The organism is Marinibaculum pumilum, assembly GCF_042646425.1.
GTDB lineage: Bacteria > Pseudomonadota > Alphaproteobacteria > Ferrovibrionales > Ferrovibrionaceae > Marinibaculum > Marinibaculum pumilum.
Genome location: NZ_JBHRTR010000028.1, coordinates 39,652 through 66,019, shown reverse-complemented (window position 1 = coordinate 66,019; position 26,368 = coordinate 39,652). Strand labels below are relative to the sequence as shown.

Sequence of the window (26,368 nt, the reverse complement as noted above, 5' to 3'; positions counted from 1 at the left end):
CGGCCGCGCCCGGGACACTCCCGGGCGCGGCCGCCCCGATCCGTCGCGGACCGTGCCGCGGTGAAGGATCGTGCGATCAGCCCCGCGCCTCGGCACGCGCCAGGAACTCAGCGGGGATCACGCGGATCTCCACCCGGCGATTGTGCTCGGAACGGCTGGAGGTGGCCTCCTCGGGGTTCTGCTCGCCGAAATGCCTGGTGCGGATCCAGGTGTCGTCGATGCCGGTCCGGTTCAGAGCCTGCGCAACGGCAGACACCCGGCGCTCCGACAGCTGCTGGTTATAGCTGCGGTCGCCGACCTTGTCGGTGTAGCCGGTCAGCAGCACCATCGCGTCGCCGCTCTCGCGCTGCACGCGGGCGACGTCCCGGAGGACCTCGTCCGCCCCGCTGCGCACCTGCGCCTTGTCGAAGGCGAACTCGACCTCGCGCACCAGGATGGCATCGGCGGCGATGGCGGTCAGCTGGTCCGCGCCCGCTTCCGCGATCGCCACCTGAACCCGGCCGGCGGGCTGTTCGACGGCGACCGTATTGCCGACCTGGGCCGTCTGCATGCCGACCTCGGCGCCGCGCTCCTGATCGACGGAGACCTGTGCCCGCTCGGTGCTGACATCCACCTGTGCCCTGCGCTGGCTGACGGACACGCTGGGCTTGCCCTGCTGCACATCGACCTGCGGGGCGGCCTGGCTGACGGCGATCTCCGGCCGCGCCTGGGACACCTCGACCTCGGCACGGGCCTGCTCGACCTGCACCGCGGCCTCCTGCTGCTGCACGCTGACCTCGGGCTCGCGCTGGGTCACCTGCACCTGCGGCTTGGCCTCCTCGACCACGACGGTCGGCTTCGCCTGCGCCACGGTCACCTGCGGCTTGGCCTGCTCGACCACCACTTCCGGCTGCGGCTGCTGCACGGAGACCACCGGCTTCTGCTGCTCCACACGGATATTCGGCTCCGGCTGGACGATCTTCACCTCCGGCTTGAACTGCTTGATCTGCACCTTCGGCGCCGGCTGGTTGATCGCCACCTGCGGCTGGCTCTGCTGCACCGAGATCTCCGGTTCCGGCTGGGTCACCGTCACGTCCGGGGCCGGCTGCTGCACCGAGACCTGCGGCCTGGCGGCGTCGACCTGCACCTGCGCCTTGGGCTGCTGCACCTGCACCCGGGATTTCGGGGCGGCGACATTCACCTCGGCCTGCGGCTGGGTGACCTGCACCTCCGCGCTGCGCTGGCTGACCGCAACCTCGGTCGGCTCCTCCTCAACGGTGACGTCGGAGGCGCGCTGCTGCACGCCGACCTGGGCCGGCCTGGTCTGCACCTGGACCTCGGTGCGGGCGCCGGCCGCGCTGCCGGCCGTGGCGGCGACATAGCGCTGCTCGGTCGCCGCGATGCTCTGGGCGTCGGTAAAGCCGGCGATCGCCACGTCATTGTCCACGAGGTAACGCTGCATGCCGATCAGCACGGCGTAGCAATTGCCCTCGGCCGTTTCGGCGGCGCTGATCGCCTTCTGCGACATCGGCGCGATCGCGTCGCGGACCTGCGTCCATTCGCGGTGGCTCTTCACCTCGGCCAGGGCGCGCTGCACTTCGGCTGCGCAATCCTGTCCCTGGATCCGCGCGGCCTCGGACGTCTGCGCACCGCCCTGGGCGGTCAGGCCGACGACACCGATAAGGGCAGTCGTTACTGCGAGAAAAGAACGGTGGAACCTCATGAGCCCTCCTGCTTTGTCTTGGCTCTCCTGCCCGACCAACAGGACATCCGGATCCCCGTTCCGTATTTTTCTGCCTTCCCGCTACGCCTTATTTTCCCTCGGCTCAGGTGTATTTCGTGCGCAACAGAACAGCCCCGGTTTCTTTTGCGCTTGTCTGCCGTGGCCGGATCGCCCTGCCCGGCCGGACTCAGAGCCGCTCGACCAGGGTGGCATTGGCCATGCCGCCGCTCTCGCACATGGTCTGCAGGCCGAAGCGGCCGCCACTTTCTTCCAGCGCCGCGATCAGGCTGAGGGTCAGGCGCCCGCCGGAGGCGCCCACCGGATGGCCGAAGGCGATGGCACCGCCATCGACATTCACCCGCTCGGGATCGGCGCCGGTGCGCCTTTGCCAGGCCAGGACGACCGAGGCGAAGGCCTCGTTGACCTCGAAGCGGTCGATCTCGTCGATCCGCCGGCCGGCGCGGGCGAGCAGCTTCCCGGTCGCCGGGGTGACCCCGGTCAGCGCCAGCAGCGGGTCGTCACCGACCACCGCGAAATGGGTGACCGCGGCGCGGGGGGTCAGGCCCAGCCGCGCGGCCAGGCCTTCCTCCATTACCAGCAGCGCGGCGGCACCGTCGGTGACCTGGGAAGAACTGCCCGCAGTCACCGACCAGCGGATCTCCGGGAAGCGCCGCTCCGCCTGCGGATCGGCAAAGGCCGGCTTCAGGCCGCCCAGCCTGTCCAGGGTGGTGTCGTCGCGGATTCCTTCGTCACGGTCCACCACGATCGGTCCTTCGGCACCCGGCAGCTCGATCGGGACGAGGTCGCGGGCGAGGATGCCGCGGTCCCGCGCGGCCGCGGCCCGCTGGTGGGAGCGCAGGGCATAGGCGTCCATCGCGTCGCGGCCGATGTGCCAGCGGGCGGCTATCAGTTCGGCGGAGATGCCCTGATGCACCAGCCCCGCGTCATAGCGGCTGTGAAAGGCCGGGCCGAGATTGTCCTGGCCCAGCCGGTTCGACTTCATGCTGACCCGGCTCATCATCTCCACGCCGCCGGCCACGACGATGTCGTAGGCGCCGGCGATCACGCCCTGCGCGGCGAAGTGCAGCGCCTGCTCGGCGGAGCCGCACTTGCGGTCCAGGGTGACGCCGGGAACGGTTTCCGGAAAGCCGGCGGCGAGCCAGCCGTGGCGGCCGATATTGGCCGCCTGCTCGCCCACCTGCAGGACGCAGCCGGTGATCACATCCTCCACCTGCGCCGGATCGATGCCGGTGCGGCCGATCAGCGCCCGCAGGACCTGGGCATAAAGGTCGACCGGGTGCAGCGGGTTCAGCGCACCGCCGGCCCGGCCCCGGCCGAAGGGGGAGCGGACACCGTCGACGATGACGGCACGGCGTGCCATCAGGCGGCGTCCTTTCCGCCGCCGCGGCGCGCGCTGAAGGCGAAGTCCCCGGTCTCCAGTGACAGATAGGCGGCGCCGCTGCCGCGCATCAGTTCGTTGGCGAACTGCGCGGTCCCGCTGTCCAGGACCGGATAGGCACGTTCCACCGGGCCGGCGGCGCGCGCCTTGGCGATCTCGTGCGGCGGCACCAGGATCTGCAGCAGCAGTTCCTCGTCCGACAGATGCGCGCCGTATTCCTGCCGCAGCTCGTCCAGGCTGGGCTGCGCCGGCGGATCGTCACGGATCTCGCGGTAGCGCGGCGCATCCTCGATCCGGTTCAGCACCTCCGGGTCGATCGGCGCCACCGGCTGGCCGTAATGGCCGCAGGCATATTTGATCACCTCGTCGGGGATTACCCGGTAGCGCTCGCCCAGCACCACGTTCAGCACCGCCAGGGTGCCGACCAGCTGGCTGAACGGGGTCATCATGCCGGGATAGCCCAGCTCGCGGCGGACCCGGCCCGTCTCCTCCAGCACCGCGTCGAGCTTTTCCGGCATGCCGTGCTGCGCCAGCTGGTTCTTGAAGGTACCGGTCATGCCGCCGGGGATCTGGTGGTGATAGGCGGAGAGGTCGAACTCGTTCGGCACGCCGATCGGCAGGCCGGCGGTCTTCGCCACCTTCGTGAGATGCGCCTCCACCTCCGCCATCAGGCGGTCGTCCAGGCTGTCGGTATGGCCCAGCAGCCGGGTGTTGTGCCGCATGATCTGGGTCGACGGCATCGACGGGCCGTTGGCCAGCGGGTGGCTGGCGGTGTGCAGGATCGTCACCCCCTCCTTCACCGCCTCCAGATAGGCCCAGCTCGACAGGCCGGCGACGTTGTGGGAGTGCAGTTCGATCGGCTTGCCGTTCGCGTTCGCCTTGATGCTGCGCACCAGGCCGGGCACGCGCTCCGGCAGCAGGCAGCCGGCCGTGTCGTAGATCAGCAGGGTGTCGACGTCAGGGCTGGCGGCCAGCAGGCGCGCCTTCTCGCCGTAATATGCATCGGTGTGGACCGGCGAGTTGGAGAAGTTGATCGCAGCGGCGACCTCGGCGCCCGCCTCGTCCTTCGCCACCCGCGCCAGGCGGTGCATCTTGTCGATGTTGAACAGGACGTCGTAGATCCAGAAGCTGGAAATGCCGTGCCGGCAGAGCGAGCGGACCCAGAGGTCCATCAGCGCGTCCGGCGTGATCGCGAAGGTGACGCAGGCATTGGACCGCATGCCGGCGCGGATCCGGCTGTTCGGCATCGACGCGGTCAGCAGGTCCAGCCCGTCCCAGGGATACTCGTCGCAATACTTGATCAGCACCTCGAACATCGAGGAGCCGGTCAGGTCCACCACCCGGTAGCCGACCCGGTCGATCAGCGGCGTCACCGGCAGCGCCATGCCGGCCTTCATCCGCATCCCCCAGAGCGACTGCTGGCCGTCCCGCAGGGTCTGGTCGACGAACTCGATATGCGCCATCAGACGCCCTCCTTGCGGCTCAGGGTGAGGGAGAAGTCGGCGCCGGACAGCGAAACATGGGCGGCGCGGCTCTCCCCCATCAGGTCGCGTACCCGCGCCAGCACCGGGTCGCGCACCAGCGGATAGTCGCGGGCCACCGGCCCGGCGGCCTTCATCGCGTCGATATGCGGCGCGGCCACCAGGGCGCGCAGGATCAGTTCGTCATCGTCGATGGCGCCGAACTCGGCGCGGATCTCCTCCAGCCCCGGATCGGGCGGCGCGGTGCCGCGCACGTCGCGCGCCCTGGGATGGGCGTCGATGCGGTCCATCACCTCCGGGTCGATCGGCACCGGCGGCGCGCCGAACCAGCCATAGGCGTAGTGCAGCACCTCGTCGGGGATCGAGGCATAGCGCTTCCCGGTCAGCACGTTCATCAGCGCCAGGGTGCCGACCAGCTGCGAATAGGGGGTGGCGAGGCCGGGATAGCCCAGCTCCTGGCGCACCCGTGCCACCTCCTCCAGCAGCTGCGGCAGGCGCTCCTCCATGCCGTGCTCCTTCAGCTGGTTGCGGAAGGTGCCGGTCATGCCGCCCGGGATCTGATGCTGGTAGACGCCGAGGTCGTATTCGTTCGGCACGCCGAGCTGGAAGCCGGCGGCGCGGGCCACCGCCTCGAAATGGTCGGCGATCGGCGCCAGGACCGACGGATCGATGTCGTGGCTGTGGCCGGCATGGCGCAGATTGCCCAGGGTCATCTCCACCGACGGCATCGACGCGCCGTTGGCCAGCGGCCGCGCCGCGGTGTGGATCACCTCCACCCCGGCGGCGATCGCCTCCAGATAGACCAGGGGCGCCAAGCCGGTGACGTTGTGGGAATGGATCTCAAGCCCCTTGCCCAGACGGTCGGTCACCGCCTTCACCGCCGGCGCCAGGCTGCGCACCCGCTCCGGGGTCAGCAGGCCGGCCATGTCGTAGATCATCAACCGGTCGACATGCGGGCTGTCGGCCATCACCGCCGCCCGTTCCGCATAGTATTCGTCGGTATGGACGGGCGAGAGGCAGTACATCAGCCCCAGCACGATCTGGGCGTCGAATTCCTTCGCCACCTTGGCGCGGCGGTGCATCTTCGCGATGTTGCGGTCGGCATGCAGGGTGTCGTGGATCCAGAAGCTGCGCACGCCATGCACGCAGAGCCGCTTCACCCACAGGTCCATCAGCGCTTCCGGCGTCACCGACATCGAGATGATGCCGTGCGCCCGCAGGCCGCCGCGGATCGGCGTGTTCGGCATCGCCTGCACGATCAGGTCCAGCCCCTCCCAGGGATCCTCGCGGGCATGGCGGACCATCACCTCGAACATCGAGGAGCCGACCAGGTCGACCACCTCGTAGCCGGCGCGATCGATCAGCGGCGCCACCGGCAGGCACATGCCGGCCTGCATCCGCATGCCCCACAGCGACTGCTGCCCGTCGCGGATGGTCTGGTCGACAATGCGGACATGGCTCATGGGGTCGGGCCTTTCACCACATTGGCCGTCATCCTCGGGCCTGACCCGAGGATCCATTCCGCAATCGGCGAGGCGCGTCGCGGTTCGCGGAATGGATCCCGGCTCAAGGCCGGGATGACGTCTGGAGAACGCGGAACCATCCCCCTCACCGCTTCAAGTTCAGGCGGAAGTCGCCGGACGCGATCTCCAGGTTGCGGGCGGTGGCGGCGGTCATCAGCTTCGCGACCTTGTCCAGCACCGGGTCGTTGTAGCGGCGGAAGTCGCGGGCCGGCGCGCCCGCCGCCTTCATCTTGTCGATGAAGGGCTGTGCGATCAGCGACCGCAGCAGCAGGTCCTCGTCGGAGATGTCGCCGCCGAACTCCGCCTTCAGCTCCGCCACACTGCGCTGCGTCGGCTCGGTGCCACGCAGCTCCTTCGCCCGCGGCGTTGCCATGATGCGGTCCAGCAGGTCGCCGTCGATCGGCGCGACGGGCGCGCCGTAGTGGCCGCAGGCATATTGCACCACCTCGTCGGGGATGGTGCGGTAGCGCTCGCCGTTGATGACGTTCATCACCGCCAGGGTGCCGACCAGCTGGCTGAACGGGGTCGCCATGCCGGGATAGCCCATGTCGCGGCGCACCAGCGCGACCTCGCGCAGCACGTCGGGCAGGCGGTCGGCCATGCCCTGCTTCTCCAGCTGGTTGCGCAGGGTGCCGGTCATGCCGCCGGGAATCTGGTGCTCGAACAGGGCGATGTCGTATTCGTTCGGCACGCCGACGGGGAAGCCGGCGGCCTGCGCCACCTCCTCGAAGTTCTGCGCGATCGGCGCCAGCACGGAGGCATCGATGTCGTGGCTGTGCCCGCCCAGCTTCAGGTTGCGCAGGGTCACCTCGACCGACGGCAGCGAGGCGCCGTTGGCCAGCGGGCGGCTGCAGGTGTGGATGATGTCGATGCCGAGGCCGATCGCCTCCAGGTAGGTCAGCGGCGCGATGCCGATCGTGTTGTGGCAGTGGATCTCCAGCTCGCGGCCCGGACAGGCCGCCTGGATCGCCGGGATCAGGGTGCGGCAGCGGGCCGGGGTCAGGACGCCGGCCGTGTCGTAGAGGATCAGCCGGTCGACATCGCCGGAGCCGCCCAGCAGCTTCGCCTTCTCCGCATAGAAGGCATCGGTATGCACCGGGCTGTCGGTGAACATCAGCGCCGCCACGACCTGGGCGTCGAATTCTTTCGCGACCTTCGCCATGCGGTGGGTCTTGGCGATGTTCCAGTGCAGGACGTCGTAGATCCAGAAGCTGCGCACCCCGTGCCGGCACAGGGTGGCCACCCACAGATCCATCAGCGCGTCCGGCGTCACCGACATCGAGACGATGCCGGTGTTGCGGGTGCCGGCGCGGATCCGCGACCGCGGCATCGCCGCGGCGATCATGTCCAGGCCCGCCCAGGGATCCTCCTGCGCGTCGCGCACCATGATCTCGAACATCGAGGAGCCGACCAGGTCCACCGTGTCGTAGCCGGCGCGGTCGATCAGCGGCGCCACCGGCAGGCACATGCCGGCCTGCATCCGCATGCCCCACAGCGACTGCTGCCCGTCCCGCAGGGTCTGGTCGACGATCCGGACGTGACTCATGCGGCGGACTCCCGGGCGAGAAAGGCGTCCATGCCGACCGTCTCCAGCCAGCGGGTATGGACCCGGCCGGCGGCGAAGTCCGGATGGCGCAGGACGAAGGTGTGGAATTCCTGGTTGGTCGACAGGCCGTCGATGCGCAGCGCGTCCAGCGCCGCCAGCATCCTGGCGATGGCGTCGTCTCGGTCGGTCCCGTGCACCAGCAGCTTGCCGACCATGGAATCGTAGAACGGCGGCACCAGCGCGCCTTCCGCCAGGTAGGTGTCGAAGCGCACCGCCGGGTCCGCCGGCGCGGCGAATCCCTGCACCCGGCCGGGGGACGGGCGGAAGCCGTTCGCCGGGTCCTCGGCATTGATGCGGCATTCGATGGCATGGCCGTCCAGCGCGATATCCGCCTGCTCGAGGGTCAGGGGCTCGCCGCCGGCGATGCGCAGCTGCCAGGCGACCAGGTCCTGGCCGGTGATCAGCTCCGTCACCGGATGCTCGACCTGGATGCGGGCATTCACCTCGATGAAGAAGAACTCCGCCCGGTCGGCGTCGTACAGGAATTCCACCGTGCCGGCATTGGCATAGTCCAGGGTGGAGATCAGCTTGACCGCCGCCTGCTGGATCGCGGCCCGCACCTCCGGCGCAACGGTCGCGGCCGGCCCCTCCTCGATCACCTTCTGGTAGCGGCGCTGCACCGAGCAGTCGCGTTCGCCCAGGTGCAGCACCTTGCCGCGGCCGTCGGCCAGCACCTGCACCTCGATATGCCGTGCGTTGCGGATGAAGCGCTCGACATAGAGGGTGCCGTCGCCGAAGGCGGCGCGCGCCTCGGTGCTCGCGGTCTCGAAGGCTTCGTGCAGGGCGGGCTCGTCATCGGCGATCATCATGCCGCGGCCGCCGCCGCCGGCGGCCGCCTTCAGCAGCACCGGATAGCCGACCTCGGCGGCGACCTTCGCCGCTTCGGCGCTGCTTTCCACCGCCGCCGAGCCCGGCAGCAGCGGCACGCCGGCCGCTTTCGCCACCGCGCGGGCGGCCAGCTTGTCGCCCATCTGCTCGATCGTGTCCGGCGGCGGGCCGACGAAGGCGATGCCATGCTCGGCGCAGGCCCGCGCCAAAGCCGGCTTTTCCGACAGGAAGCCGTAGCCCGGGTGCAGGGCGTCGCAGCCGGTGCCGCGGGCCGCCTCCACCACCAGGCCGGGGTTCAGGTAGCTCTGCGCCGCCGGACCCGGCCCCAGCACGACGGTGCGGTCGGCCAGGCGGGCGCCCAGGCTGTCGCGGTCGGCGGCGGACGCCGCCAGCACCGTCTCGATCCCCAGCGCCTGCGCGGCACGGATCACCCGTACCGCGATCTCGCCGCGGTTCGCGACCAGCAGCCGCCGGATGCCTGCCATCGCGCTATCCCGCCTCAGACCGGGTCCAGGATGACCAGCACGGTGTCGTATTCGACCATCGTGCCGTCTTCGACGCAGATCGCGGCGACCCGCCCCTTGGCCTGCGCCTTCACCGGGGTGAACAGCTTCATCACCTCGATCAGGCAGACGGTGGTGTCCTCGTCGACCACGTCGCCGACCTGGACATAGGCCGGCGCGCCGGGCTTCGGCTGCTTCCAGAAGGTGCCCAGGTTCGGCGCCTTTACCGCAATCTGGCCTTCCTTCAGTGCGACATTCGCCGCCGCGGGGGCGGCCGTATCCGGCGCCGGCGCCGCCTTCGTCGTCGCAGCGGCCGGCGCCGCAGGTGAAGACGCTGCGTCCGGTGCGGGCGCTGCGGCCTGGGCCGCGAAGTTCGGATCGTTGGAAACGACGAGCTTCAGCCCGTCGACCTCGAGCCGCATCTCCGTCCAGTCCGACTTGTCGAACAGGCGCAGCAGGTTGCGGATATCGTCATGGCTGATCGTCACCGTCTCTCTCCGTCCCATGGCTCGAAGGCCTGCCCCGTCCGGGGCCTCATTCATCCGTCTGGTCGCCGCCGGCGCCGGCACCGGCGCTGTCGACCCCGCCATGCCGCGCGGCATGGGCCGCCAGCAGGGCCGGCAGGACCTGCGGCACCGCGATCAGCTCCACGCCCGCATCCACCGCCGCCTGGACGCCGGCATCGGTGCCGAACACGCCGCCCTTCGCCGCCCGCACGCCGCGCAGCAGCAGCGTCGCGGTCTCCGCGTCCTCGCCGCCGGGCTGGCCGTCCAGGTCCAGGGCATCCGCCGGCGCGGCATCCAGCGGGATGACCTGCATCCCGACTGCCTCCACCGCCCAGTCCTGCAGCTGCCGCAGATGCGTGTCTGCGCGGATGTCCGGCGCCTCGATCGCCAGCCGGCCGGCATAGATCCGCCCCTTGTCGCCATCGACCGTGATCTCGCGATCCTCCAGCCCGGCCAGGGCATCCGCGCCGCAGCCGACCACGCAGGGCACACCGAGCGCCCGGCTGACGACCGCGGCATGGGAGGTGGAGCCGCCCTGCGCGGTCACCACCGCCTTCGCCACGATCATGCCGTGCACGTCGTCGGGCGAAGTGCTGGGCCGCACCAGCACGACCTCCTGGTCCTGTTCGCTCAGTTCTTCCGCCCGGTCGGAATCGGTCACCACCAGGCCGGCGCCGACGCCGGGGCTCGCCGCCTCGCCGCTGCACAGCAGTTCGGCCTGCCCATCAGCGCCCGGCTTCAGGCGCGGCCGCAGCAGTTGCCGCACCTGCTCCGCGCTGATCCGGTCCAGCGCCTGGGCGGCGGTGATGCGGCCCTCATGCACCATGTCGACGGCGATGTTCACCGCCGCACGCGCCGCGCGCTTCGCCGACCGGCTCTGCAGCAGGAACAGGCGGCCGCGCTCCACCGTGAACTCGATGTCCTGGACGTCGCCGTTCTCGCGCTCCAGCACCGCGGCGGCCTGCAGCAGTTCCTCGTGCAGGGCCGGGTGATGATCCGCCATCGCGCTCAGTGGTTCCGGCGTATGGGCGCCGGAGACCACGTCCTCGCCCTGGGCACAGGCCAGGAACTCGCCATAGGGCTCGGCTGCGCCGGTCAGCGGATTGCGGCTGAACAGCACGCCGGTGCCGGATTCCTGGTCGGCATTGCCGAACACCATCGCCTGGATCGTCACAGCCGTGCCCAGGTCGTCGGGGATGCCATGATGGGCGCGGTAGCGCCGGGCGCGGCGACCGTCCCAGCTGTCGAACACGGCGCGGATCGCCGCCTCCAGCTGCACCCAGGGATCGTCCGGCACCTCCCGTCCGGCGGCCTTCGCCACCGCCGCGCGCCAGTCCGCCGGCGCGGCCGCCGGGTCGAGGTCGGGCACTGCCGCCTTCAGCACGATGCGGCCGTACATCTCCAGGAAACGGCGATGGGTGTCGCGGGCGAAGCGGGCATCGCCGGTCTCCGCCGCCAGCGCCGCCTCGGTCGCGTCGGAGATGCCGAGGTTCAGCACAGTGTCCATCATCCCCGGCATGCTGATCGCGGCACCCGACCGCACCGACAGCAGCAGCGCCTGCGGACCCTGGCCGAAGCGGCGGCCGGTCGCCGCCTCGATCTCCGCCAGCGCCCCGCGCACCGCGTCCATCAGGCCGTCCGGGAAGGCTTGCCCGGCGGCCAGGTAGGCGCGACAGCAGGCGGTGGTGATGACGAAGGCCGGCGGCACCGGCAGGCCCAGCGCCCGCATCCGGGCGATCGACCAGGCCTTGCCGCCGATCACCGAGCGGTCCGGCAGGCTGCCGCCATCCAGCGGCAGCAGCAGCGCCTCGGCCTCCCGTGTCATCACTTGCGTCCCCATATCCGGCTGGCTCCGCCGCGCCTATTCGTCGCGCTCGCGATCCAGGATCCGCAGCAGATCCTCGTGCAGCTCGAACCAGACGGTGTGGTAGGAATCGATCTTGGCGCCGGAGACCCAGGCGGTGTCGCCGCCCTCCACCTTGTCGAGCGCCGCTTCCAGCCGCTTCAGGTGGCAGCCCAGCCGCGGCAGCGCGCCGGCCATGTCCTTCAGCACCGGTTCGGCGCGTTCGTGCAGGTCGCCCAGCCGGTCGATCACCCCGGCATCGTAGTCGGCATCGGAATGGTCGTTGGGCACCTGCTCGCCGGCGACAGTCATCGTCTGCCAGTCGGTGATGATCTGCTTCAGGTCCCGGTTCACCGCCTCGAACCGGTCATAGGCGGCGGTGAAGTCCGCATTGCCGCGCAGTTCGGCATAGACCGTCGGATAGGCTTCCTTCAGCGCCGCCTGTCCCTTCGGGGTCAGCATGTAGGCGCCCTTGCCGCTGATCGCCTCGCCGGCGCCGACCGCCTCCTCGATCGCCGGGGCGACATCGCCCTCGCTCTCGCCGATCACCGACGCGACCGCTTCCGCGGTGCCGAACTTCTTGATGGCGAGGGCATGCATCGCCAGGAACTTGTCTGCCACGTCCGGTCGTCCTCCATCCCGTCTTTCCGCCTGCGCCACCGGCCCGCCCTGACAGATTGGGCCGGCCGCTCAGGCACCCTGTCCCGTCTGGTCCTGCAGCCGTTCCCGCACCTTGCGGCGCAGGATCTTGCCCGCCGCGCTCTTCGGCAGTTCCGGCCAGATCTCGATGCCGCGCGGCCGCTTGTAGCCGGCGAGCCGTTCCTTGGCGGCCGCCAGCACCGCGGCACCGTCCAGGCCGGGCCGGCCGGCGATCACCGCATGCACCCGGTCGCCCCATTTCTCGTCCGGCAGGCCGACCACGGCGGCCTCGGTCACTCCCTCGACCGCCAGCAGGGCGTCCTCCACCTCGCGCGGATAGACGTTGTAGCCGCCGGAAATCAGCAGGTCGTTCTTGCGGTCGATCAGGTAGAAGAAGCCGTCTTCGTCGGTGCGGCCAATATCGCCGGTATGCAGCCAGCCGTTGCGGAAGACCTTCGCCGTCTCCTCCGGCCGTTCCCAGTAATAGGCCATGGTCTGCAGGCCCCGGCAGACGATCTCCCCCGCCTCGCCCGGCGGCAGCGGCCGGTCGTCATCGTCCACCACGGCCGCCTCGACCAGGGTGTAGGGGCGGCCGGCAGAGCCGATCCGGTCATGCTCCTCCGGCTTCAGGCAGGTGATCACCATCGGGCTCTCCGCCTGGCCGTAGGTCTGCGCGAAGACCTGGCCGAACACCGCCATGCCGCGCTCCAGCAGCGCCGGCGCCATCGGCGCCGCGCCATAGCAGAGCCGCGAATAGTTGTGCTGCAGCCGGTCGATGCCGGGCTCCTCCAGGATCATCGACAGCATGGTCGGCACGATGAAGGTGGTGCTGGCCTGGCTGGCCTCCGACAGTTCCAGGAACCGGGCCGGGTCGAACTTCGGCATCACCAGAGCCTTCGCGCCGCGCAGCAGGTGCGGCAGGAAGAAGGCGCCGGAGGCATGGGCGATCGGTGCCGCATGCAGCATCGTCTGGCCCGCCCGGATGTCGGGCAGCAGGTCGATCATGAAGTTGGCGATTTCCGCCACCTCGCCGCGGGTGGTCAGGGTCACCGCCTTCGGCCGCCCGGTCGTGCCGCCGGTGAAGCCCAGCCGCAGCGGCGCCTCCATCTCCCGGTCGACGGCGCAGGGGGCCGGATCGGCATCGGCGATCAGCCGCGCCATCTCCTCCAGGCCGAAGGACATCTCCGCATCCAGCGCCACCGTATCGTCGTGCAGGACGGCGCGACAGCCGGCATAGTCCAGCTTGTAGGCATGGTCTTCCGGGGTGTCGCGGTGGTTGAGCGGCACCCGCACCAGCCCGGCCTTGGCCAGGCAGTAATAGGCAACCAGGCATTCGATGGAATTGGGCTGCAGCACCCCGACCCGGTCGCCGGGACGCAGGCCCTTCGCCAGCAGCGCATTGCCCAGCCGGTCGGTGGCCGCGTCGAACTCCGCAAAGGACATCACCCGTCCCTCGCATTCGAGCGCCGGGGCGTCGCCGAAGCGCTGCGCCGCCGTGCGGATCATCTGGCCGATCTGCATGTCCATCGTCCGTTTGCGGGCACCGTGCCGGTCGCCCGATTGTCGCTTGCAGCGAACATTCCGCACCGCCCCGCTCTCGCCCGAAAAAAGGCGGCCGGGACCCCGGACCTTGGTCCGGAATCCCGGCCAAGGGTCAGGCAAGCGGTTGCAGGAAGTCCGTCATGCGCATCCTCCGAGCCGGAGCCTCAGGCCTTGCGCAACTTCTCGACATCGGCGCGGTGCAGGCCCGCGCCCTTGTCCTTCAGGTTCCGCGACTGTGCCTGGGCGATGCGGTACATCTCGTCCACCTCCGGCTCGCCGGCGTGGTACTTCACCCAGGTCTCGTCGAAATGGATGAACGGCGCCTGGCAGAGCTTCGGCGTGAAGGCGCGCGCGGCCTTGTTGTACTCTTCCTGGGTCAGGTCGCCCTGGCTGGTCCGCCACTTCTTCGTCTTCGACGCCAGCACATGGCTGCCGGGATAGAGCGGGCCAGAGGTGCGCGTATAGTCGCCGGTCTCCAGGATCGCGTAGGGGATCGGCGTGTACATCCGCTTCGGCAGGTTGGAATGCTGCATCATGGTGTAGTCGTTGACCTGCTGGGTCGGCAGGCTGACCAGGCCGACCAGTTCGGTCAGGCAGTCGCGGCCGAATTCGTCGTTCAGCAGCGGGATGAAGCGCTTCGCCCGCTCGTCGATGTCGAACCAGTCGGACTGCTCGTAGACGCCGGCGATATGCGCCAGGTCCTTCGGGATGTTGTAGTAGACCAGCGCGCCGGCCTCGATCATCTCCGCCCGGCTCCAGGCGGCGATGCGCTTCCACAGCTTCGCCGTCGCCTCGGTGAAGATCTCCCGCAGGCGGTCGAACTCCGCCGCCAGTTCGTCGGCGCTGCCCATCGCCACCGGCAGCCGTCCCTCCGTCAGGTGGTCGGAGGTGTAGAGGCCGATATGGCAGATATTCTCCGCCCGGAACTCCGGCTCGGATTCGAAGCTGCCCCAGTCGTCCATCAGGTAGAAATGGGTGTCCTTCACCACCATCGGGATGGTGAGGTTGTTGTAGGGCACGTCGGCGGAAACGTCGTCCAGCCAGGGATAGTCGCACTCCGCCAGGTCCATGAAGTCGCGGACGATCAGCTCTTCGTTGTCGGCGAACTTGTAGGGTCCCTGGTTGCAGATGCCGATGCGGCATTCGCAGTGCGACAGGAACTGGAACTGCGACAGGGTCGCCATGAACTTGTTGGCCGCGGTGTGCAGCCGGTCGCCGTCTTTCACCGGGAACAGGTCGGCATGGAAGACCTGCAGCTGGTGTTCGGGGAGGATCTGGCTGCGATGGCCGAAGTCGCGGTTGGTGATGTGGCCGTCATTGCGGTGATAGCTCAGCTGGAATCGCTTCCAGAAGTCCATCACGTAGATCACGTCCTCGACCGCATCCTCGGGCCGCAGCAGGCCCATGTTGATCAGCCATTCCCTGCCCAGGTTGTAGAAGCCCGGCAGGGTCCAGCCCATGGTCAGGGTGTCGATCTTCGTCCCCATCTGGCGGGCGCGGTCGCCCAGCTGCTCCGCCGGCATCCGCGCCTCGATCTTCCGCAGCAGGGTGGGGTAGCGGTAGAAGGCGTTCAGGTAGGACAGCAGCATGTAGGACGGCACGGGAAACAGCTTCGATTCCTGCGTCGTGCGCGTCACGCAGAGCCAGTAGGTCTCGTCGGTCAGGGCCTGCAGCATGTTGTTGGTTTCCAACAGCTGCGCATAGGTCACGGAATTGCTCAGCATGGCCGGCGTCTCCTCCGGGAAGTCCAGGCGGCGTTCAGGGTCGGGCGCGTCGGGGGCGCAGCGGCGCCGTGCTCAGACGAGCTTCCAGATCTCCGCCGTCTTCTCGATGTTCTTCTGGTAGTCCTGGGCGGTCTTGGCCGGCGCGGAGACGTTCATCTCCAGCTTGTCGCCGTTCTTGATGCCCTGGATCTTGCAGTTCATCAGGCAGGGGATGCCGTATTCCCGGGTCAGGATGCCCAGATGGGAGCGGACCGTGCCGCCCATGCAGACCACGCCGGCGAAGCCTTCCAGCACGGGCGCGGTCAGGGTGCCGCCGGAATCGTCGATGACGGCGATCGTGCCCTCCGGCACGCCGTTCATCATCAGGTCCATCACGTCTTCGGAGGTATGGACGTAGCGGGCGGTGCCGACCAGGTTCTGCGGATATTTCACCACATTGTCGCCGACGCCGACCTGCTGCCTGCCGTCGACCACCTCGCCGGAGAACTCCGCCTCGTCCTGGCCGGACAGCGGCTTGTACTTGTCGGGCTCCTCCGCCGCGGAGATCGTGGCGGAGACCTCGTAGCGATAGCCGGTGGCGAGAACTTCCTTCTCGATCGCCACCATGTCGGCCTCGGTGATCAGGTCGTAGGACTTGTCGAAGACGAAGCTCGACCAGTCGCCGCCGGATTCGTCGAGCTTCTTCTGCACCAGCGCGCGGATGCGCTCATGGAACATCTTGGTGAGCGGGGTGGCTTCCGCCTCGCCATACTTGTTGGTGGCGAGCGCGATCTTCGCACCGGAACCGTTGGCTGCCATCTAGCGTCCCTCCCAGGTAGCGCCGGGGCGGTTCGTCCCGCCCTTTCCTTGATGACGGGATGCTAGGCGGCAGAGTCGGCCGCGTCAACCGACTGTCAAACAGCATTGTCGGACAATCCTGATGGATGAGGGACCGCCGCCGGTACCGGGCCATGGCCCGCGCCGGCGGCGGCGGATGCCCTCAGTCCAGGGTCGCCATGCCGCCACTGATCGGCAGCACCACGCCGGACAGCCAGGCGCCGGCGCGGGAAGTAAGGTAGATCACCCCGGCGGCGATATCCTCCGGCCGGCCTGCCCTGTGGCCGAGCGGCGAGGCGACCGCATCCATCGCCTCGGCATCGTCGAAATCGACCACGGCGGCCGTCATCTTCGACGGGAAGAAGCCCGGGGCGATGACGTTCACGCTGATATCCTCCGCCGCCAGGAACTTGCCCATATGCCGGGAGAGATGAATGATCCCCGCCTTGCTGGCGGAATAGGGATAGCTCTCCCAGCGCGGCACCTTCAGCCCGTCGATGGAGGCGATGTTGATCACCCGCGCCGGATCCTCGGCCGTCGCGGCGGCCCGCAGCGCCGGCAGCAGCAGCTTCGTCAGCTCGAACGGCGCGGTGACGTTCAGGTTCATCACCTTCTCGAACCCCTTGCGCGGGAAGCCGTCCAGCTTCGCGCCCCAGGTGGCGCCGGCATTGTTCACCAGGATGTGCAGCGGGCCGGCGGCGTTCAGTTCGTCGGCGACCTTCTGCAGCCCCTCTTCGCCCGACAGGTCGGCGGCGATCGCATGGGCGGTGCCGAGCGCGGACAGCTTCTCCGCCGCCGCCTTGATGTCCGCTTCCTTGCGCGAGCAGATCCAGACCTCGACCCCGGCGCGCACCAGTCCCTCGGCGATCATGTAGCCGATGCCGCCGGAACCGCCGGTGACCAGCGCCCGCTTGCCGCGCACGTCGAACAATGTCGCGATGTCCAATTTCTCTCCTCCCCGCGATGGTCGTCAGGTTGGCCGCTCCGGGCGACCGCGGCCGTCAGGGTAGCCCGCGATGAGGAACGTGAGCCATTCGCGCGGCGCAGGTCTGGCAACTGGCATTTGCCGCCGCGCCTGTGTCCCGATAGCCTTGAGCGATCGTTCAGGCCGCCCCGCGCGGCTGCCCCGTACCCATCCGGAGCGGCAGGGCACGAGCATGGCTCTGATAGAATTGCATGAGGTGACAGCGCCACTTGTCCTGCAGGGTCAGGCCTATTGGCGTTCGAAATGCCACAACGGACGCCTGCCTGGACGCGCCGATATCGTCCCCTCGGAGATCAAGTCCCTGCTGCCGCATGTCATCCTGAGCGAGGTGCTGCGCGATCCGTTCGACATACGCTTCCGCCTGGTTGGAACGAAGGTGGTGGAAATGAACAATGTCGACCTGACCGGCAAGCGGCTGAACCATGGTGTCACGCACCCCGGATGGCAGGACTACTGGCTGCGGATCTACACCGAGGTGGCGGAGACCGGCCGGCCGGCCTTCGGTGCGGACAGCTACGAATACCGGGACCGGGACCATGCCGCGATGCAATGGTGCCTGCTGCCGCTGGCAAGCGACGGCCGCACCGTCGACATGATCTTCGAGATCGAGGAACAAGACCCCGCGCCCCGGCCCGGCGACGGCCACCCCCTCCTGCACGCGGGCGCCTGATCCCGGATCACCTACCCGGCGGCGGCGAAATGCACTTTGCCGCCCTGCAGGAAGCAGGTCTTGGTAAACAGGCGCAGGTCGAGCGGGTTCGGCCGCCGCACATCACCCAGGTCCGGCAACGGTTTGGCGGCCGGGTCGTAGCGGCGGTCGATCTGCGAGACGAAGACCAGCACCGCCTCCCGCTCCGCGGCGAGGGCGCGCAGCCGGCGCATCTGGTCGGCCAGCGGCGGCGTGTCGCGCCGCTGGTCCAGCAGCTGCAGATAGTCGATCACGGCCAGGGTGCCGGGTGGGCAATCGGCCAGCCGTACCGCGACATGGTCGGCACAGATGCCGTCGTCCCCGTCGAAGGCGAACCGGTCGCCGAACCGCGCCGGATCGGCACCGAAGGCGGCGAAGCGCGCCGGCACCTCCCGCTCCGTATCCTCCAGCGAGAAATAGATGCCCCGATGCCCGGCCCGCATCGCCTGCGCGGCGAGTTCCAGGCTGAGCAGGGTCTTGCCCTGGCCCGGCCGGGCCGCCACCAGGACCAGGTCGCCGGGCGACAGGCGCGGATAGAGCCGCGCGGCCGGCGACCGGTCCGCGTGCCGGGCAGCCAGCAGGCTCCAGCTTCGGAACCCTTCCGCTGCAGCGGTCCGGTCCAGGGCCGCGTGCAGCGGGATGCCGTCACGGCGGGAGAGCTGCCGGGCCTGGCGTTTGAGGCGGTAGAGAGGTGCGGACAGCCGCAGAGGTGCGGACAGCTTCATCGGAGAACCCTCCTGTCTCGAGCCGTTCCCGCAATCCCTCCGCATGCGCAACGCTCGAACAGGCGGTTCGCTGGTCCCGATGCCCCGCAGTTCATCTGCTTTCCCGGTCGGAGGGGGGCGGCGCGGGCCGCGCCGGATCCCCATCCTAGCCGATTGCCGCCGCCCGCCAAATGTCCGACCGCAACACGGGCGGCCGTGGCAGCGCTGTTCAGCCGTCGCCGCGCAGCTTCCAGATGTCGGCGCGGCGCAGGCCGGCGCCCTTGCCCTTCAGGTTGCGCGAGCTCTCCTGCGCGATGCGGTACATCTCGTCCACCTGGGGGTCGTCGTAGTGGTACTTCACCCAGGTCTCGTCCAGGAAGCGGTAGGGCCGGCTGTGGAGCTTCGGGGTGAAGGCGCGGACCGCTTCGTTGTACTCCGCCTGGGTGAGGTCGCCGCGGCTGGTGCGCCATTTCTTCTTCTTGTCCGGCAGGACATGGTCGCCCGGATATATCGGCCCGACGGTGGGAACGTATTCGCCGGTGGCCAGCACCCCCATCGGCAGATGGGTCATCATCCGGGTCGGCTGGTTGGAGAACTTCATCATCGTATAGTCGTTCATCCGCTGCGACGGCGCCGTCAGCAGCACCACCAGCTCGCCCAGGATGTTGTTGGAATACTCGTCGTTCAGAAGCGGGATGAAGCGCTTCGCGCGCTCGTCCAGGTCGAACCAGTCGGACTGTTCGTAGACCCCGGCCAGGTGCGCCAGGTCCTTCGGGATCGAGTAGTAAACCATGGCGCCGGCCTCGATCATCTCCATCCGCGACCAGCCGGCGATCCGCTTCCACAGCTCCGCCATCGCCCGGCTGGCGATGTCGTTCAGCTTCTCGAACATCGCCGCCAGCGCCTCGGGGCTCTCCATCGCCACCGGCTGCCAGCCCTCGGTCAGGTAGTCGGAGGTGTAGAGCCCGACATGGGTGATCATGTCGGCATGCAGGTCGGGCTCGGCCTCGAAGGTGCCGAACTCGTCCATCATGTAGAAATGCGTGCCCTTAGTCGCGATCGGGATGGTGATGTTGTTGAAGGGGAATTCGGCCGCGATGTCGTCCAGCCAGGGATAGTCGCCCTCCGCCAGGTCGAGGAAGTCGCGGACGATCATCTCGCCATCCTCGCCGAAGCGGTAGGGACCCTGGTTGCAGATGCCGATGCGGCATTCGCAGTGCGACAGGAACTGGTACTGCGAGATCGTCGCCTGGAACTTCGCGATCGCGGTGTGCAGCCGGTCGCCGGGGCTGCAGGCCCACATGTCCGCCTCGAAGATCTGCAGCTGGTATTCCGGCAGCAATTGCGTGCGGTGGCCGAACTGGACGCTCGTCAGATGCCCGGAATTGCGCCGGTAGGACAGGTTCATGCGCTTCCAGAAGTCCATCACCTGGACGACATCCTCGAGCGCATCCTCCGGCCGCAGCAGGCCCATGTTGATCAGCCATTCGCGGCCCAGCAGGTAGAAGCCGGCGATGCACCAGCCCATGGTCAGGCTGTCGATCTTGGTGCCCATCGCCCGTGCCCGGTCGCCCAGCTCCTCCGCCGGCATCTGCGCCTCGATCTTCCGCAACAGGGTCGGGTAGCGGTAGAAGGCGTTCAGGTAGTTCAGCATCATGTAGGGCGAGATCGGGAAGAGCTTGCTCTCCTGCGCCGTCCGCATGACGCACTGGAAGTAGGTCTCGTCGGTGAAATGCTGCAGCATGTTGTTGGTTTCCAACAGCTGCGCATAGGTCACGTTGCCCGCCATTGCGCTTCTCCTCCCTCTTTATTTCTCTCGGCCTGCGCCTGATTTCGTTCAGCCCGCGCCGCACCAAGGTCCGTCATTGCCGGGCTTGACCCGGCAATCCATTCCGCCATCTGCGGGGCGCCGCAGGGCCGGCGGAATGGATCCTCGCCCCACGGCATCCAGGTCCGGGGACGAGGATGACAGGTCGGTGCCGAACTCCCTCTAGTCACCTTTCAGCCGTGCCCGCAGCTCCGTCTTCAGCACCTTGCCGTAGTTGTTCTTCGGCAGCGCCTCGACGAAATGATAGGCCTTCGGCCGCTTGAAGCGGGCGATATGCTCCAGGCACAGCGCGTCCAGCTCCGCCTCCGCCAGGCCCGGCTGCCGGGCGACGACGAAGGCGGTGACCCGCTCCCCCCATTCGGCATCGGGCGCGCCGACCACGGCGGCCTCCGCCACCAGCGGATGGGCGGTCAGCACCTCCTCCACCTCGCGCGGATAGATGTTCACCCCGCCGGAAATGATCATGTCCTTCGACCGGTCCTTCAGGGTCAGGAAGCCCGCACCGTCGAAGGCGCCCATATCGCCGGTATGCAGCCAGCCGCCGCGCAGGGTTTCCGCACTGGCCTCCGGATTGCGCCAGTAGCCGGCCATCACCGTGTCGCCGCGCACCACGATTTCGCCGACCTCGCCCACCGGCAGCGGCCGGTCGTCGCCGTCCACCACGCGGACCTCCATCCCGGTGCGCGCGATGCCGACGGAGGCGATGCGCGCCTGGTGGTCGGGATGGCCGGTGTCAACATAGAGATGCTTCGGCATGGCGGTGATCGTGCAGGGGCTTTCCCCCTGGCCATAGCCGTTCCAGAAGCGGGGGCCGAAGGCCGCCAGGGTGCGGCGGATATCCTCCGGATAGATCGGTGCAGCACCCGACAGGATGGTGCGGATATGGTCCACCGGGGCGGCGGCGGTCCGCGGGTCGTCCAGCACCCGGCGCAGCATGGTCGGCGCCAGGAACAGGGTCAGGTTGCGGTGCTGCCCCAGCAGGTCGAAGAACTCGTCCAGGTCGAAACCGCCGGAGGGGCTGAGCACCTGCTGGCTGGCCTTGGCCACGAAGCTGAGCCCGAACAGGCCCGCGGCGTGGCTCTGCGGGCCGGAATGGACCAGGGCATCGGCCTCCGTCAGCAGGTCGATATCGGCCAGATAGCCCAGCGCCATGGTCATCAGGTTGCGATGGCTCAGCATCGCGCCCTTCGGCCGGCCGGTGGTGCCGCTGGTGTAGAAGATCCAGGCGAGATCGTCGCCGGCCGCATCGGCCATGGCGGCCGCCTCGTCCTTCAGCAGCGCGTCGTACTCCGCCCCGTCGGCAGAGATGACAACCGGCTGCGGCGACAGGGCGCCGGCGGCGGCCGCCACATCCTCCGCCAGGTCGTCGGTGGTGAACACCGCGGCAACGGCGCAATTGTCCAGGATGTATGCGATTTCGCGCCGGTGCAGGCGGGCATTGACCGGCACCGCGGCCAGGCCGGCATGCCAGATGCCGAACAGGACCTCCAGGTAGTGCGGCCGGTTGCTCATCACCACCGCCACCCGGGCGCCCGGCTCCAGGCCCAGCCGGCCGGTCAGCCCGGCGGCCAGGCGCGCCGCGCGGCCGGCCATGGCGCGATAGTCCATGCGCACGGTATCGCCGACCGTGACGGCCGGGCGGTCCGGGAAGCTGCGGGCGGCGTTCGCCAGCAGGACGGCGAGATTCATGCCGGTCAGGCCGCCTTCTCGAGCACCGAGACGCAGACGGCGGCGGATTCGACGCCGATCAGGCCGCCGCCATTCTCCGCCACCGCAATGCGGGCGCCTTCCACCTGGCGGGCACCGGCCTCGCCGCGCAGCTGGCCCACCAGCTCGTAGATCTGGCCCAGGCCGGTGGCGCCTATCGGATGGCCCTTGCATTCCAGCCCGCCGGACGGGTTGACCGGGATCCGCCCGCCGATCGTGGTGGCGCCGCTCTCCGCCAGCGGCCCGCCCTCGCCGAAGCCGCAGAGCATCAGGTTCTCGGTCTGCTGGATCTCGCCCAATGCCGTCGCGTCATGCACCTCCGCAACGTCGATATCCTTCGGGTCCAGGCCCGCCATCTCATAGGCGCGCTTTGCCGTCAGGTGGCTGACCTCCGACCTGTAGTCGCTGGGGTCGCGCCGGCCGCCGGAGCCGAGTGCCGTGCCGCGGATACGGATCGCGCGGGAAGTGTCGAACTTCGACAGGGCGGACCCGGTGCACAGGATCGCGGCCGCGGCACCGTCGGAGATCGGCGAGCACATCGGCAGGGTGATCGGCCAGGCGATCATCCGCCCGGCCAGCACCTCGTCCACGGTGAAGGGCTTGCGGTACTGCGCCAGCGGGTTGTCCACCGAATGCTGGTGGTTCTTCGCCGCCGCCGCCGCGATCTGCCGCGGCGTGGTGCCGAACTCCCGCATGTGGAACTTCGCGAAGGCCTGGTAGACATCCATGAAGACCGAATGCGGGCCGGTGTCGCGATATTCCTCCGGCGTCTCGACCCCTTCGCCCAGGGCGAGCAGGGTGGCGGTAGACTTGTCGACCCCATGGACGTCCCAGGACCCGTCGAAGATGCCGAACATCTTCGCCTTGTCCTCGTCGAACATCTTCTCCGCGCCGACGGCCAGCGCGATCTCCGACTGGCCGGAGAGAATGTGGGTATAGGCCATGTTCAACGCGGTGGAGGCCGAGGCGCAGGCATTCTCCACATTCACCACCGGCACGGGCCGCAGCGGGATGTCGCGCAGCGCCAGTTCGCCGCGGATGGAAAATTGCCGCTCCATCGCGCCCTGCGCCGCATTGGCGAAGAAGGCGCTGTCGATGCTGTTGCCCAGGCTCAGGCCGGTGTCGGAGCCGGCATCCAGCAGCGCGGCGGAGACCGCCTCCCGGGTCAGGTCCTGCACCGACTTGTCGAGGAACTTGCCGAACGGCGTCATGCCGACGCCGACGATATAGATGTCCGTCATGCTTTCCTCCCGCACAAGGGTGGCCGACCCGACGGGCCGGTCCTCTCGTGAACCTTTTGCGGCGACACTATCATGTCGTGCCGGGGCGGGCCATATTGTCGGACAATCATGTCGGGCAGAATCGTCATTGCCCGGGCAAAGTCGAGAGGGGGAGAGACATGCGCCGCATCCTGGTCACCAACGACGACGGCATTCACGCGCCGGGCATCCAGCTGATGGAGAAGCTGGCCCGCGGCCTCTGCGAGCGCGAGGGCAGCGGCGAGGTCTGGGTGGTCGCGCCGGAGACGGAACAGAGCGGCAAGTCGCATTCGCTGAGCCTGGCCGACCCGATCCGCATCCGGCAGCTGGAGGAGCGGCGGATCGCGCTGCGCGGCTCCCCCACCGACTGCGTCGTGCTGGGCAACAACAGCATCATGGCGGAGGCGAAGCCGACCATGATCCTGTCCGGCATCAATCGCGGCGCCAACCTGGCCGACGACCTGACCTATTCGGGCACCTGCGCGGCGGCGATGGAGGGAGTGATCCTGGGCATTCCGGCGATCGCGATGAGCCAGTGCTTCTCCAACCGGGAGGATGTCCCCTGGCGGACGGCGGAGGCGCACGGACCGGCCCTGCTGCAGGCGCTGCTGGTGGCGGAGCTGCCCAGGGAAGTGTTCGTGAACGTCAACTTCCCGCCCTGCGAACCCGACCAGGTGAAGGGGGTGCGGGTCACCCGGCAGGGCCGGCGGAAGCTGAACCAGGCGGTGGTCACGCCGCGGACCGACCCGCGCGGCTTCGACTATTACTGGCTGAACTTCAAGCATGACGTGGGCGACGCGCCGGCCGATACCGACCTGGGCGCGGTCGCCGCCGGCTACATCTCCGTCACTCCGCTGCACCTGGACATGACCCAGCACGACTGGCGGGATCCGCTGCAGGAGCGCCTGGACGGCGCCCTGAAATGAGCTGGCAGGCCTGAAATGAGCTGGGAAGACAGGCATGGCTATGCCATGCCGGCCGGCATGGCGGAGCCCTATCGCCGACCGCCGCACATCTACCGCGATGCCGAGGACCTGCTGATCCCCTTTGCCGCATCGGCGGAGGCAGTGGCGCCGCTGCTGCCGCCGAAGGTGGAGCCGCTGGAGGACCCGGTGCCCTGCTGGTTCAAGGCGCGCTGGGCGCCGTTCTCGCCGCACGGCGCCTATCACGAGGCCTATATCGCGACCGGCGTCCGCTTCGGCGGCGAGGCCTACCGCTTCGTCACCGTGATCGGCACCGACCAGGAGGCGCCGCTGGTCGCCGGCCGCGAGATCTGGGGCTATCCGAAAAAGCTGGCGGCGATCCATTGCAGCTGGACCGGCCATGCCACCCCGGGCGACCAGCTGACCGCCCGGGTCGAGCGGCCCGCCGGCACGGTGCTGGCCCGGGCGGCGATGATGCTGGACCGGCAGGGCGAGCCGGCGGAGATGGCCGGCTATCCGGCACTGTCGCTGAAGCTGGTCCCGTCGGCCGATGGCGGCCCGCCCGACGTCGCGCAGCTGATCCGCCTGGAAGGCGGGGCGAAGCTGGCGGAAGGGGCGGACGGCCGGCCCTTCCTCTATGCCGGGCGCGCCGCGCTGGACCTGCCGACCGTCACCGACATCGACCCCTGGCACCGGTTCCGGCCGCTGTCGGTCGGCACGGCCTTCTTCATGCGGGCGGACTATGTCCACGACCTGGGCCGGGTCGTGCACGACTACAGGAAAGCCTGAGACGGTTCGCAGCTGCGGGCGCGGCACCGTGTTCAGCGGCAGGCGCCCTCGCCTGCGATGCGGTGCACCTTGACGCCGGGCTGCCGGATCTCGTCGAGCTGCAGATGGGCCTTGCCGGGCGCCAGTTCGCAGGGCGCCAGCTCGATATTCACGGTCGGCCGGGCATTGGCCATGTTCTCCGGATCCACCGAAACGCAGCGGGTGGCGACCCGCGGCTCGCCGCCGCCTTCGACGGTGAAGCCGACGGTCAGGGCGAAGCGGGTGACGTTCTTGCCGTTGTTGGTCCAGGTCCAGCTGCGTCCCTGAGGCAGGTCGCTGTACCAGCCGGTACAGCCGTCCGGATCCACCATGCCGGCGAAATAGACCGCCTCCAGCCGATCCGCGCCGACCGCTTCAGGCACGACGGCGATGGCAAAGGCAATGCTCTGGGCCTCTTCCGCCCGGATGGAGCGCTCCGCCCCCGGCACGGCCACGGCAAGTATCGCAAGCGCTGCGAGCATCGCCCGCCGCTTCCGGCAGACCGCGCGTCGTCCCCCCTGCCTGCGCCTCTGCGCATGGGCCGGTCCCGCACCTTCGGTCTCGGATCCCGTCATTCCACCCCTCCCGGCCACCTCCCGGTCGCGTTGCCGGAAGGATAGCAGTCATGGCCGGGGAGCGGCAGACGTAGCGGCCGATATCCTTCGAAGACCCCCGCGGCGCATGCCGCGGAGACCTTCAAGGCATCAGGTCAAGATGTGCAGCCCCGGATCGGGCTGCACGGGATCAGCTGCAGCTGGGCTGGCCGCCGATATCCTTGACCGTGACACCGGGGCTGGAGGAATTCACCAGCAGGCCCGGATTGCCTTCGGCGCCGTTCACGTTGCAGGCGGTCAGGCTGATATCCACCGTGTTGTTGGCGGACGGCATGTTGTTCGGATCGACCGTCACGCAGCGGAATGCCGTCTGCGTGGCGTCGCCGGTGCCGCCGGACTTCTTGAAGTTCACGACGATGCCGAACGGGTTCAGGTTGCTGCCGCCCGGCTCCTGGTTCCAGGTCCAGCTCGTGGCCGGCGGCGGCTGGTAGTAGTACTGGGTGCAGGCATTCGGATCGGCCATGTTGCCGATGAACGCGCTCTCGATCGTCCAGTCGCCGGACTTCTGCGGCACGCTGGAGATGGTGAATGTGATCGACTGGGCGGTCTCCGCCAGGGCCGGCGTCGCACCTGCCGCCGCGGCACCCAGGGCGAGGGCCGCAGCCGCGACCGACAGCATCCGTTTCCCGTGTTTCATGTCTTTCCTCCTCCTGACAGCAGGCGCGGCACCGGCGGTCCGGGGCAAACGGCCTGCGCGTTGTCGAGGCAGTCCTGGCACGGCTTCGCCCGTTGGTCGCCATA

The 26,368-nt window shown here is 68.9% G+C and carries 22 protein-coding genes; 3 read left to right on the top strand and 19 right to left on the bottom strand.

Annotation, left to right across the window (positions count from 1 at the left end):
* Positions 1-76 precede the first annotated feature (76 nt).
* The 13 genes from ACFOGJ_RS13020 to ACFOGJ_RS12960 all read right to left on the bottom strand — a co-directional run bounded on the left by ACFOGJ_RS13020 (position 77) and on the right by ACFOGJ_RS12960 (position 17,058).
* Entirely contained in the window at positions 77-1,576 is a 1,500-nt protein-coding gene (locus tag ACFOGJ_RS13020; RefSeq protein WP_379901014.1) for an OmpA family protein, read from the bottom strand.
* Positions 1,577-1,889: 313 nt separating this feature from the next.
* The gene (locus ACFOGJ_RS13015; protein ID WP_379901012.1) at positions 1,890-3,083 is read right to left on the bottom strand and encodes a thiolase family protein; all 1,194 of its coding nucleotides are present in this window, start codon (positions 3,081-3,083) and stop codon (positions 1,890-1,892) included.
* Entirely contained in the window at positions 3,083-4,564 is a 1,482-nt protein-coding gene (locus ACFOGJ_RS13010; RefSeq protein WP_379901010.1) for a hypothetical protein, read from the bottom strand. Before ACFOGJ_RS13010 ends, ACFOGJ_RS13015 begins: the two co-directional genes overlap by 1 nt.
* Entirely contained in the window at positions 4,564-6,045 is a 1,482-nt protein-coding gene (locus tag ACFOGJ_RS13005; RefSeq protein WP_379901008.1) for a hypothetical protein, read from the bottom strand. Before ACFOGJ_RS13005 ends, ACFOGJ_RS13010 begins: the two co-directional genes overlap by 1 nt.
* Before the next feature lie 145 nt (positions 6,046-6,190).
* Positions 6,191-7,651, bottom strand: coding sequence for a hypothetical protein (locus ACFOGJ_RS13000; RefSeq protein WP_379901006.1), 1,461 nt, complete (start codon positions 7,649-7,651; stop codon positions 6,191-6,193).
* Positions 7,648-9,024 (bottom strand): acetyl-CoA carboxylase biotin carboxylase subunit, encoded by a 1,377-nt coding sequence (locus ACFOGJ_RS12995; protein ID WP_379901004.1) that lies wholly within the window; start codon positions 9,022-9,024, stop codon positions 7,648-7,650. The genes ACFOGJ_RS13000 and ACFOGJ_RS12995 overlap by 4 nt, the downstream gene beginning before the upstream one ends.
* Positions 9,025-9,038: 14 nt before the next feature.
* The gene (gene accB, locus ACFOGJ_RS12990) at positions 9,039-9,548 is read right to left on the bottom strand and encodes an acetyl-CoA carboxylase biotin carboxyl carrier protein (protein ID WP_379901002.1); all 510 of its coding nucleotides are present in this window, start codon (positions 9,546-9,548) and stop codon (positions 9,039-9,041) included.
* Between the two features lie 28 nt (positions 9,549-9,576).
* Complete coding sequence (locus ACFOGJ_RS12985; protein ID WP_379901000.1) at positions 9,577-11,373, bottom strand: pyruvate, phosphate dikinase; 1,797 nt, start codon at positions 11,371-11,373, stop codon at positions 9,577-9,579.
* A 36-nt stretch (positions 11,374-11,409) separates the two neighbouring features.
* Entirely contained in the window at positions 11,410-12,012 is a 603-nt protein-coding gene (locus ACFOGJ_RS12980; protein WP_379900998.1) for a hypothetical protein, read from the bottom strand.
* Positions 12,013-12,081: 69 nt separating this feature from the next.
* Positions 12,082-13,557, bottom strand: a complete 1,476-nt coding sequence (locus ACFOGJ_RS12975; RefSeq protein ID WP_379900996.1) for an AMP-binding protein — start codon at positions 13,555-13,557, stop codon at positions 12,082-12,084.
* Between the two features lie 179 nt (positions 13,558-13,736).
* The gene (locus ACFOGJ_RS12970; protein WP_379900994.1) at positions 13,737-15,296 is read right to left on the bottom strand and encodes a hypothetical protein; all 1,560 of its coding nucleotides are present in this window, start codon (positions 15,294-15,296) and stop codon (positions 13,737-13,739) included.
* Positions 15,297-15,368: 72 nt separating this feature from the next.
* Entirely contained in the window at positions 15,369-16,094 is a 726-nt protein-coding gene (locus tag ACFOGJ_RS12965; RefSeq protein WP_379900992.1) for a PEP-utilizing enzyme, read from the bottom strand.
* A gap of 181 nt (positions 16,095-16,275) precedes the next feature.
* Positions 16,276-17,058, bottom strand: coding sequence for an SDR family NAD(P)-dependent oxidoreductase (locus ACFOGJ_RS12960; protein ID WP_379900990.1), 783 nt, complete (start codon positions 17,056-17,058; stop codon positions 16,276-16,278).
* A 235-nt stretch (positions 17,059-17,293) separates the two neighbouring features.
* On the opposite strand from ACFOGJ_RS12960, the gene ACFOGJ_RS12955 reads away from it, so the two are divergent.
* A complete protein-coding gene (locus ACFOGJ_RS12955; protein WP_379900988.1) occupies positions 17,294-17,767 on the top strand; it encodes a PAS domain-containing protein in 474 nt (157 codons plus the stop codon).
* A gap of 11 nt (positions 17,768-17,778) precedes the next feature.
* Here the strand turns inward: ACFOGJ_RS12955 and ACFOGJ_RS12950 are convergent, their stop codons facing one another.
* From ACFOGJ_RS12950 to ACFOGJ_RS12935, 4 genes are all read right to left on the bottom strand, one after another.
* A complete protein-coding gene (locus tag ACFOGJ_RS12950) occupies positions 17,779-18,510 on the bottom strand; it encodes a DNA helicase (protein WP_379900986.1) in 732 nt (243 codons plus the stop codon).
* 208 nt (positions 18,511-18,718) lie between these two features.
* Positions 18,719-20,278 (bottom strand): hypothetical protein, encoded by a 1,560-nt coding sequence (locus ACFOGJ_RS12945; RefSeq protein ID WP_379900984.1) that lies wholly within the window; start codon positions 20,276-20,278, stop codon positions 18,719-18,721.
* Positions 20,279-20,479: 201 nt separating this feature from the next.
* Positions 20,480-22,006, bottom strand: coding sequence for an AMP-binding protein (locus ACFOGJ_RS12940; RefSeq protein WP_379900982.1), 1,527 nt, complete (start codon positions 22,004-22,006; stop codon positions 20,480-20,482).
* Positions 22,007-22,011: 5 nt separating this feature from the next.
* Positions 22,012-23,265, bottom strand: a complete 1,254-nt coding sequence (locus ACFOGJ_RS12935) for a thiolase family protein (RefSeq protein ID WP_379900980.1) — start codon at positions 23,263-23,265, stop codon at positions 22,012-22,014.
* Positions 23,266-23,423: 158 nt separating this feature from the next.
* Between ACFOGJ_RS12935 and surE the strand changes: the two genes are divergently transcribed.
* Positions 23,424-24,209 (top strand): 5'/3'-nucleotidase SurE, encoded by a 786-nt coding sequence (gene surE, locus ACFOGJ_RS12930; protein WP_379900978.1) that lies wholly within the window; start codon positions 23,424-23,426, stop codon positions 24,207-24,209.
* Between the two features lie 15 nt (positions 24,210-24,224).
* Complete coding sequence (locus ACFOGJ_RS12925; protein WP_379900976.1) at positions 24,225-24,995, top strand: acetoacetate decarboxylase family protein; 771 nt, start codon at positions 24,225-24,227, stop codon at positions 24,993-24,995.
* Positions 24,996-25,027: 32 nt separating this feature from the next.
* Here ACFOGJ_RS12925 and ACFOGJ_RS12920 read toward each other — a convergent pair whose 3' ends face one another.
* Positions 25,028-25,495: a hypothetical protein gene (locus tag ACFOGJ_RS12920; protein ID WP_379900974.1), complete on the bottom strand. Its 468-nt coding sequence runs from the start codon at positions 25,493-25,495 to the stop codon at positions 25,028-25,030.
* Positions 25,496-25,757: 262 nt separating this feature from the next.
* On the bottom strand, positions 25,758-26,264 hold the full coding sequence (locus ACFOGJ_RS12915; protein ID WP_379900972.1) for a hypothetical protein: 507 nt from the start codon (positions 26,262-26,264) through the stop codon (positions 25,758-25,760).
* Positions 26,265-26,368: the final 104 nt, after the last annotated feature.

What these genes read in the sequence shown, in the direction of transcription:
- ACFOGJ_RS12915 (WP_379900972.1), bottom strand. Translation starts at nt 26,264, where the DNA reads ATGAAACACGGGAAACGGATGCTGTCGGTCGCGGCTGCGGCCCTCGCC.
- surE (WP_379900978.1), top strand. Translation starts at nt 23,424, where the DNA reads ATGCGCCGCATCCTGGTCACCAACGACGACGGCATTCACGCGCCGGGC.
- ACFOGJ_RS12975 (WP_379900996.1), bottom strand. Translation starts at nt 13,557, where the DNA reads ATGGACATGCAGATCGGCCAGATGATCCGCACGGCGGCGCAGCGCTTC.
- ACFOGJ_RS12995 (WP_379901004.1), bottom strand. Translation starts at nt 9,024, where the DNA reads ATGGCAGGCATCCGGCGGCTGCTGGTCGCGAACCGCGGCGAGATCGCG.
- accB (WP_379901002.1), bottom strand. Translation starts at nt 9,548, where the DNA reads ATGGGACGGAGAGAGACGGTGACGATCAGCCATGACGATATCCGCAAC.
- ACFOGJ_RS13005 (WP_379901008.1), bottom strand. Translation starts at nt 6,045, where the DNA reads ATGAGCCATGTCCGCATTGTCGACCAGACCATCCGCGACGGGCAGCAG.
- ACFOGJ_RS12925 (WP_379900976.1), top strand. Translation starts at nt 24,225, where the DNA reads ATGAGCTGGGAAGACAGGCATGGCTATGCCATGCCGGCCGGCATGGCG.
- ACFOGJ_RS13000 (WP_379901006.1), bottom strand. Translation starts at nt 7,651, where the DNA reads ATGAGTCACGTCCGGATCGTCGACCAGACCCTGCGGGACGGGCAGCAG.
- ACFOGJ_RS12985 (WP_379901000.1), bottom strand. Translation starts at nt 11,373, where the DNA reads ATGACACGGGAGGCCGAGGCGCTGCTGCTGCCGCTGGATGGCGGCAGC.
- ACFOGJ_RS12935 (WP_379900980.1), bottom strand. Translation starts at nt 23,265, where the DNA reads ATGACGGACATCTATATCGTCGGCGTCGGCATGACGCCGTTCGGCAAG.
- ACFOGJ_RS12940 (WP_379900982.1), bottom strand. Translation starts at nt 22,006, where the DNA reads ATGAATCTCGCCGTCCTGCTGGCGAACGCCGCCCGCAGCTTCCCGGAC.
- ACFOGJ_RS12920 (WP_379900974.1), bottom strand. Translation starts at nt 25,495, where the DNA reads ATGCTCGCAGCGCTTGCGATACTTGCCGTGGCCGTGCCGGGGGCGGAG.
- ACFOGJ_RS12945 (WP_379900984.1), bottom strand. Translation starts at nt 20,278, where the DNA reads ATGGCGGGCAACGTGACCTATGCGCAGCTGTTGGAAACCAACAACATG.
- ACFOGJ_RS13015 (WP_379901012.1), bottom strand. Translation starts at nt 3,083, where the DNA reads ATGGCACGCCGTGCCGTCATCGTCGACGGTGTCCGCTCCCCCTTCGGC.
- ACFOGJ_RS12970 (WP_379900994.1), bottom strand. Translation starts at nt 15,296, where the DNA reads ATGCTGAGCAATTCCGTGACCTATGCGCAGCTGTTGGAAACCAACAAC.
- ACFOGJ_RS12965 (WP_379900992.1), bottom strand. Translation starts at nt 16,094, where the DNA reads ATGGCAGCCAACGGTTCCGGTGCGAAGATCGCGCTCGCCACCAACAAG.
- ACFOGJ_RS13010 (WP_379901010.1), bottom strand. Translation starts at nt 4,564, where the DNA reads ATGGCGCATATCGAGTTCGTCGACCAGACCCTGCGGGACGGCCAGCAG.
- ACFOGJ_RS12950 (WP_379900986.1), bottom strand. Translation starts at nt 18,510, where the DNA reads ATGAAGCTGTCCGCACCTCTGCGGCTGTCCGCACCTCTCTACCGCCTC.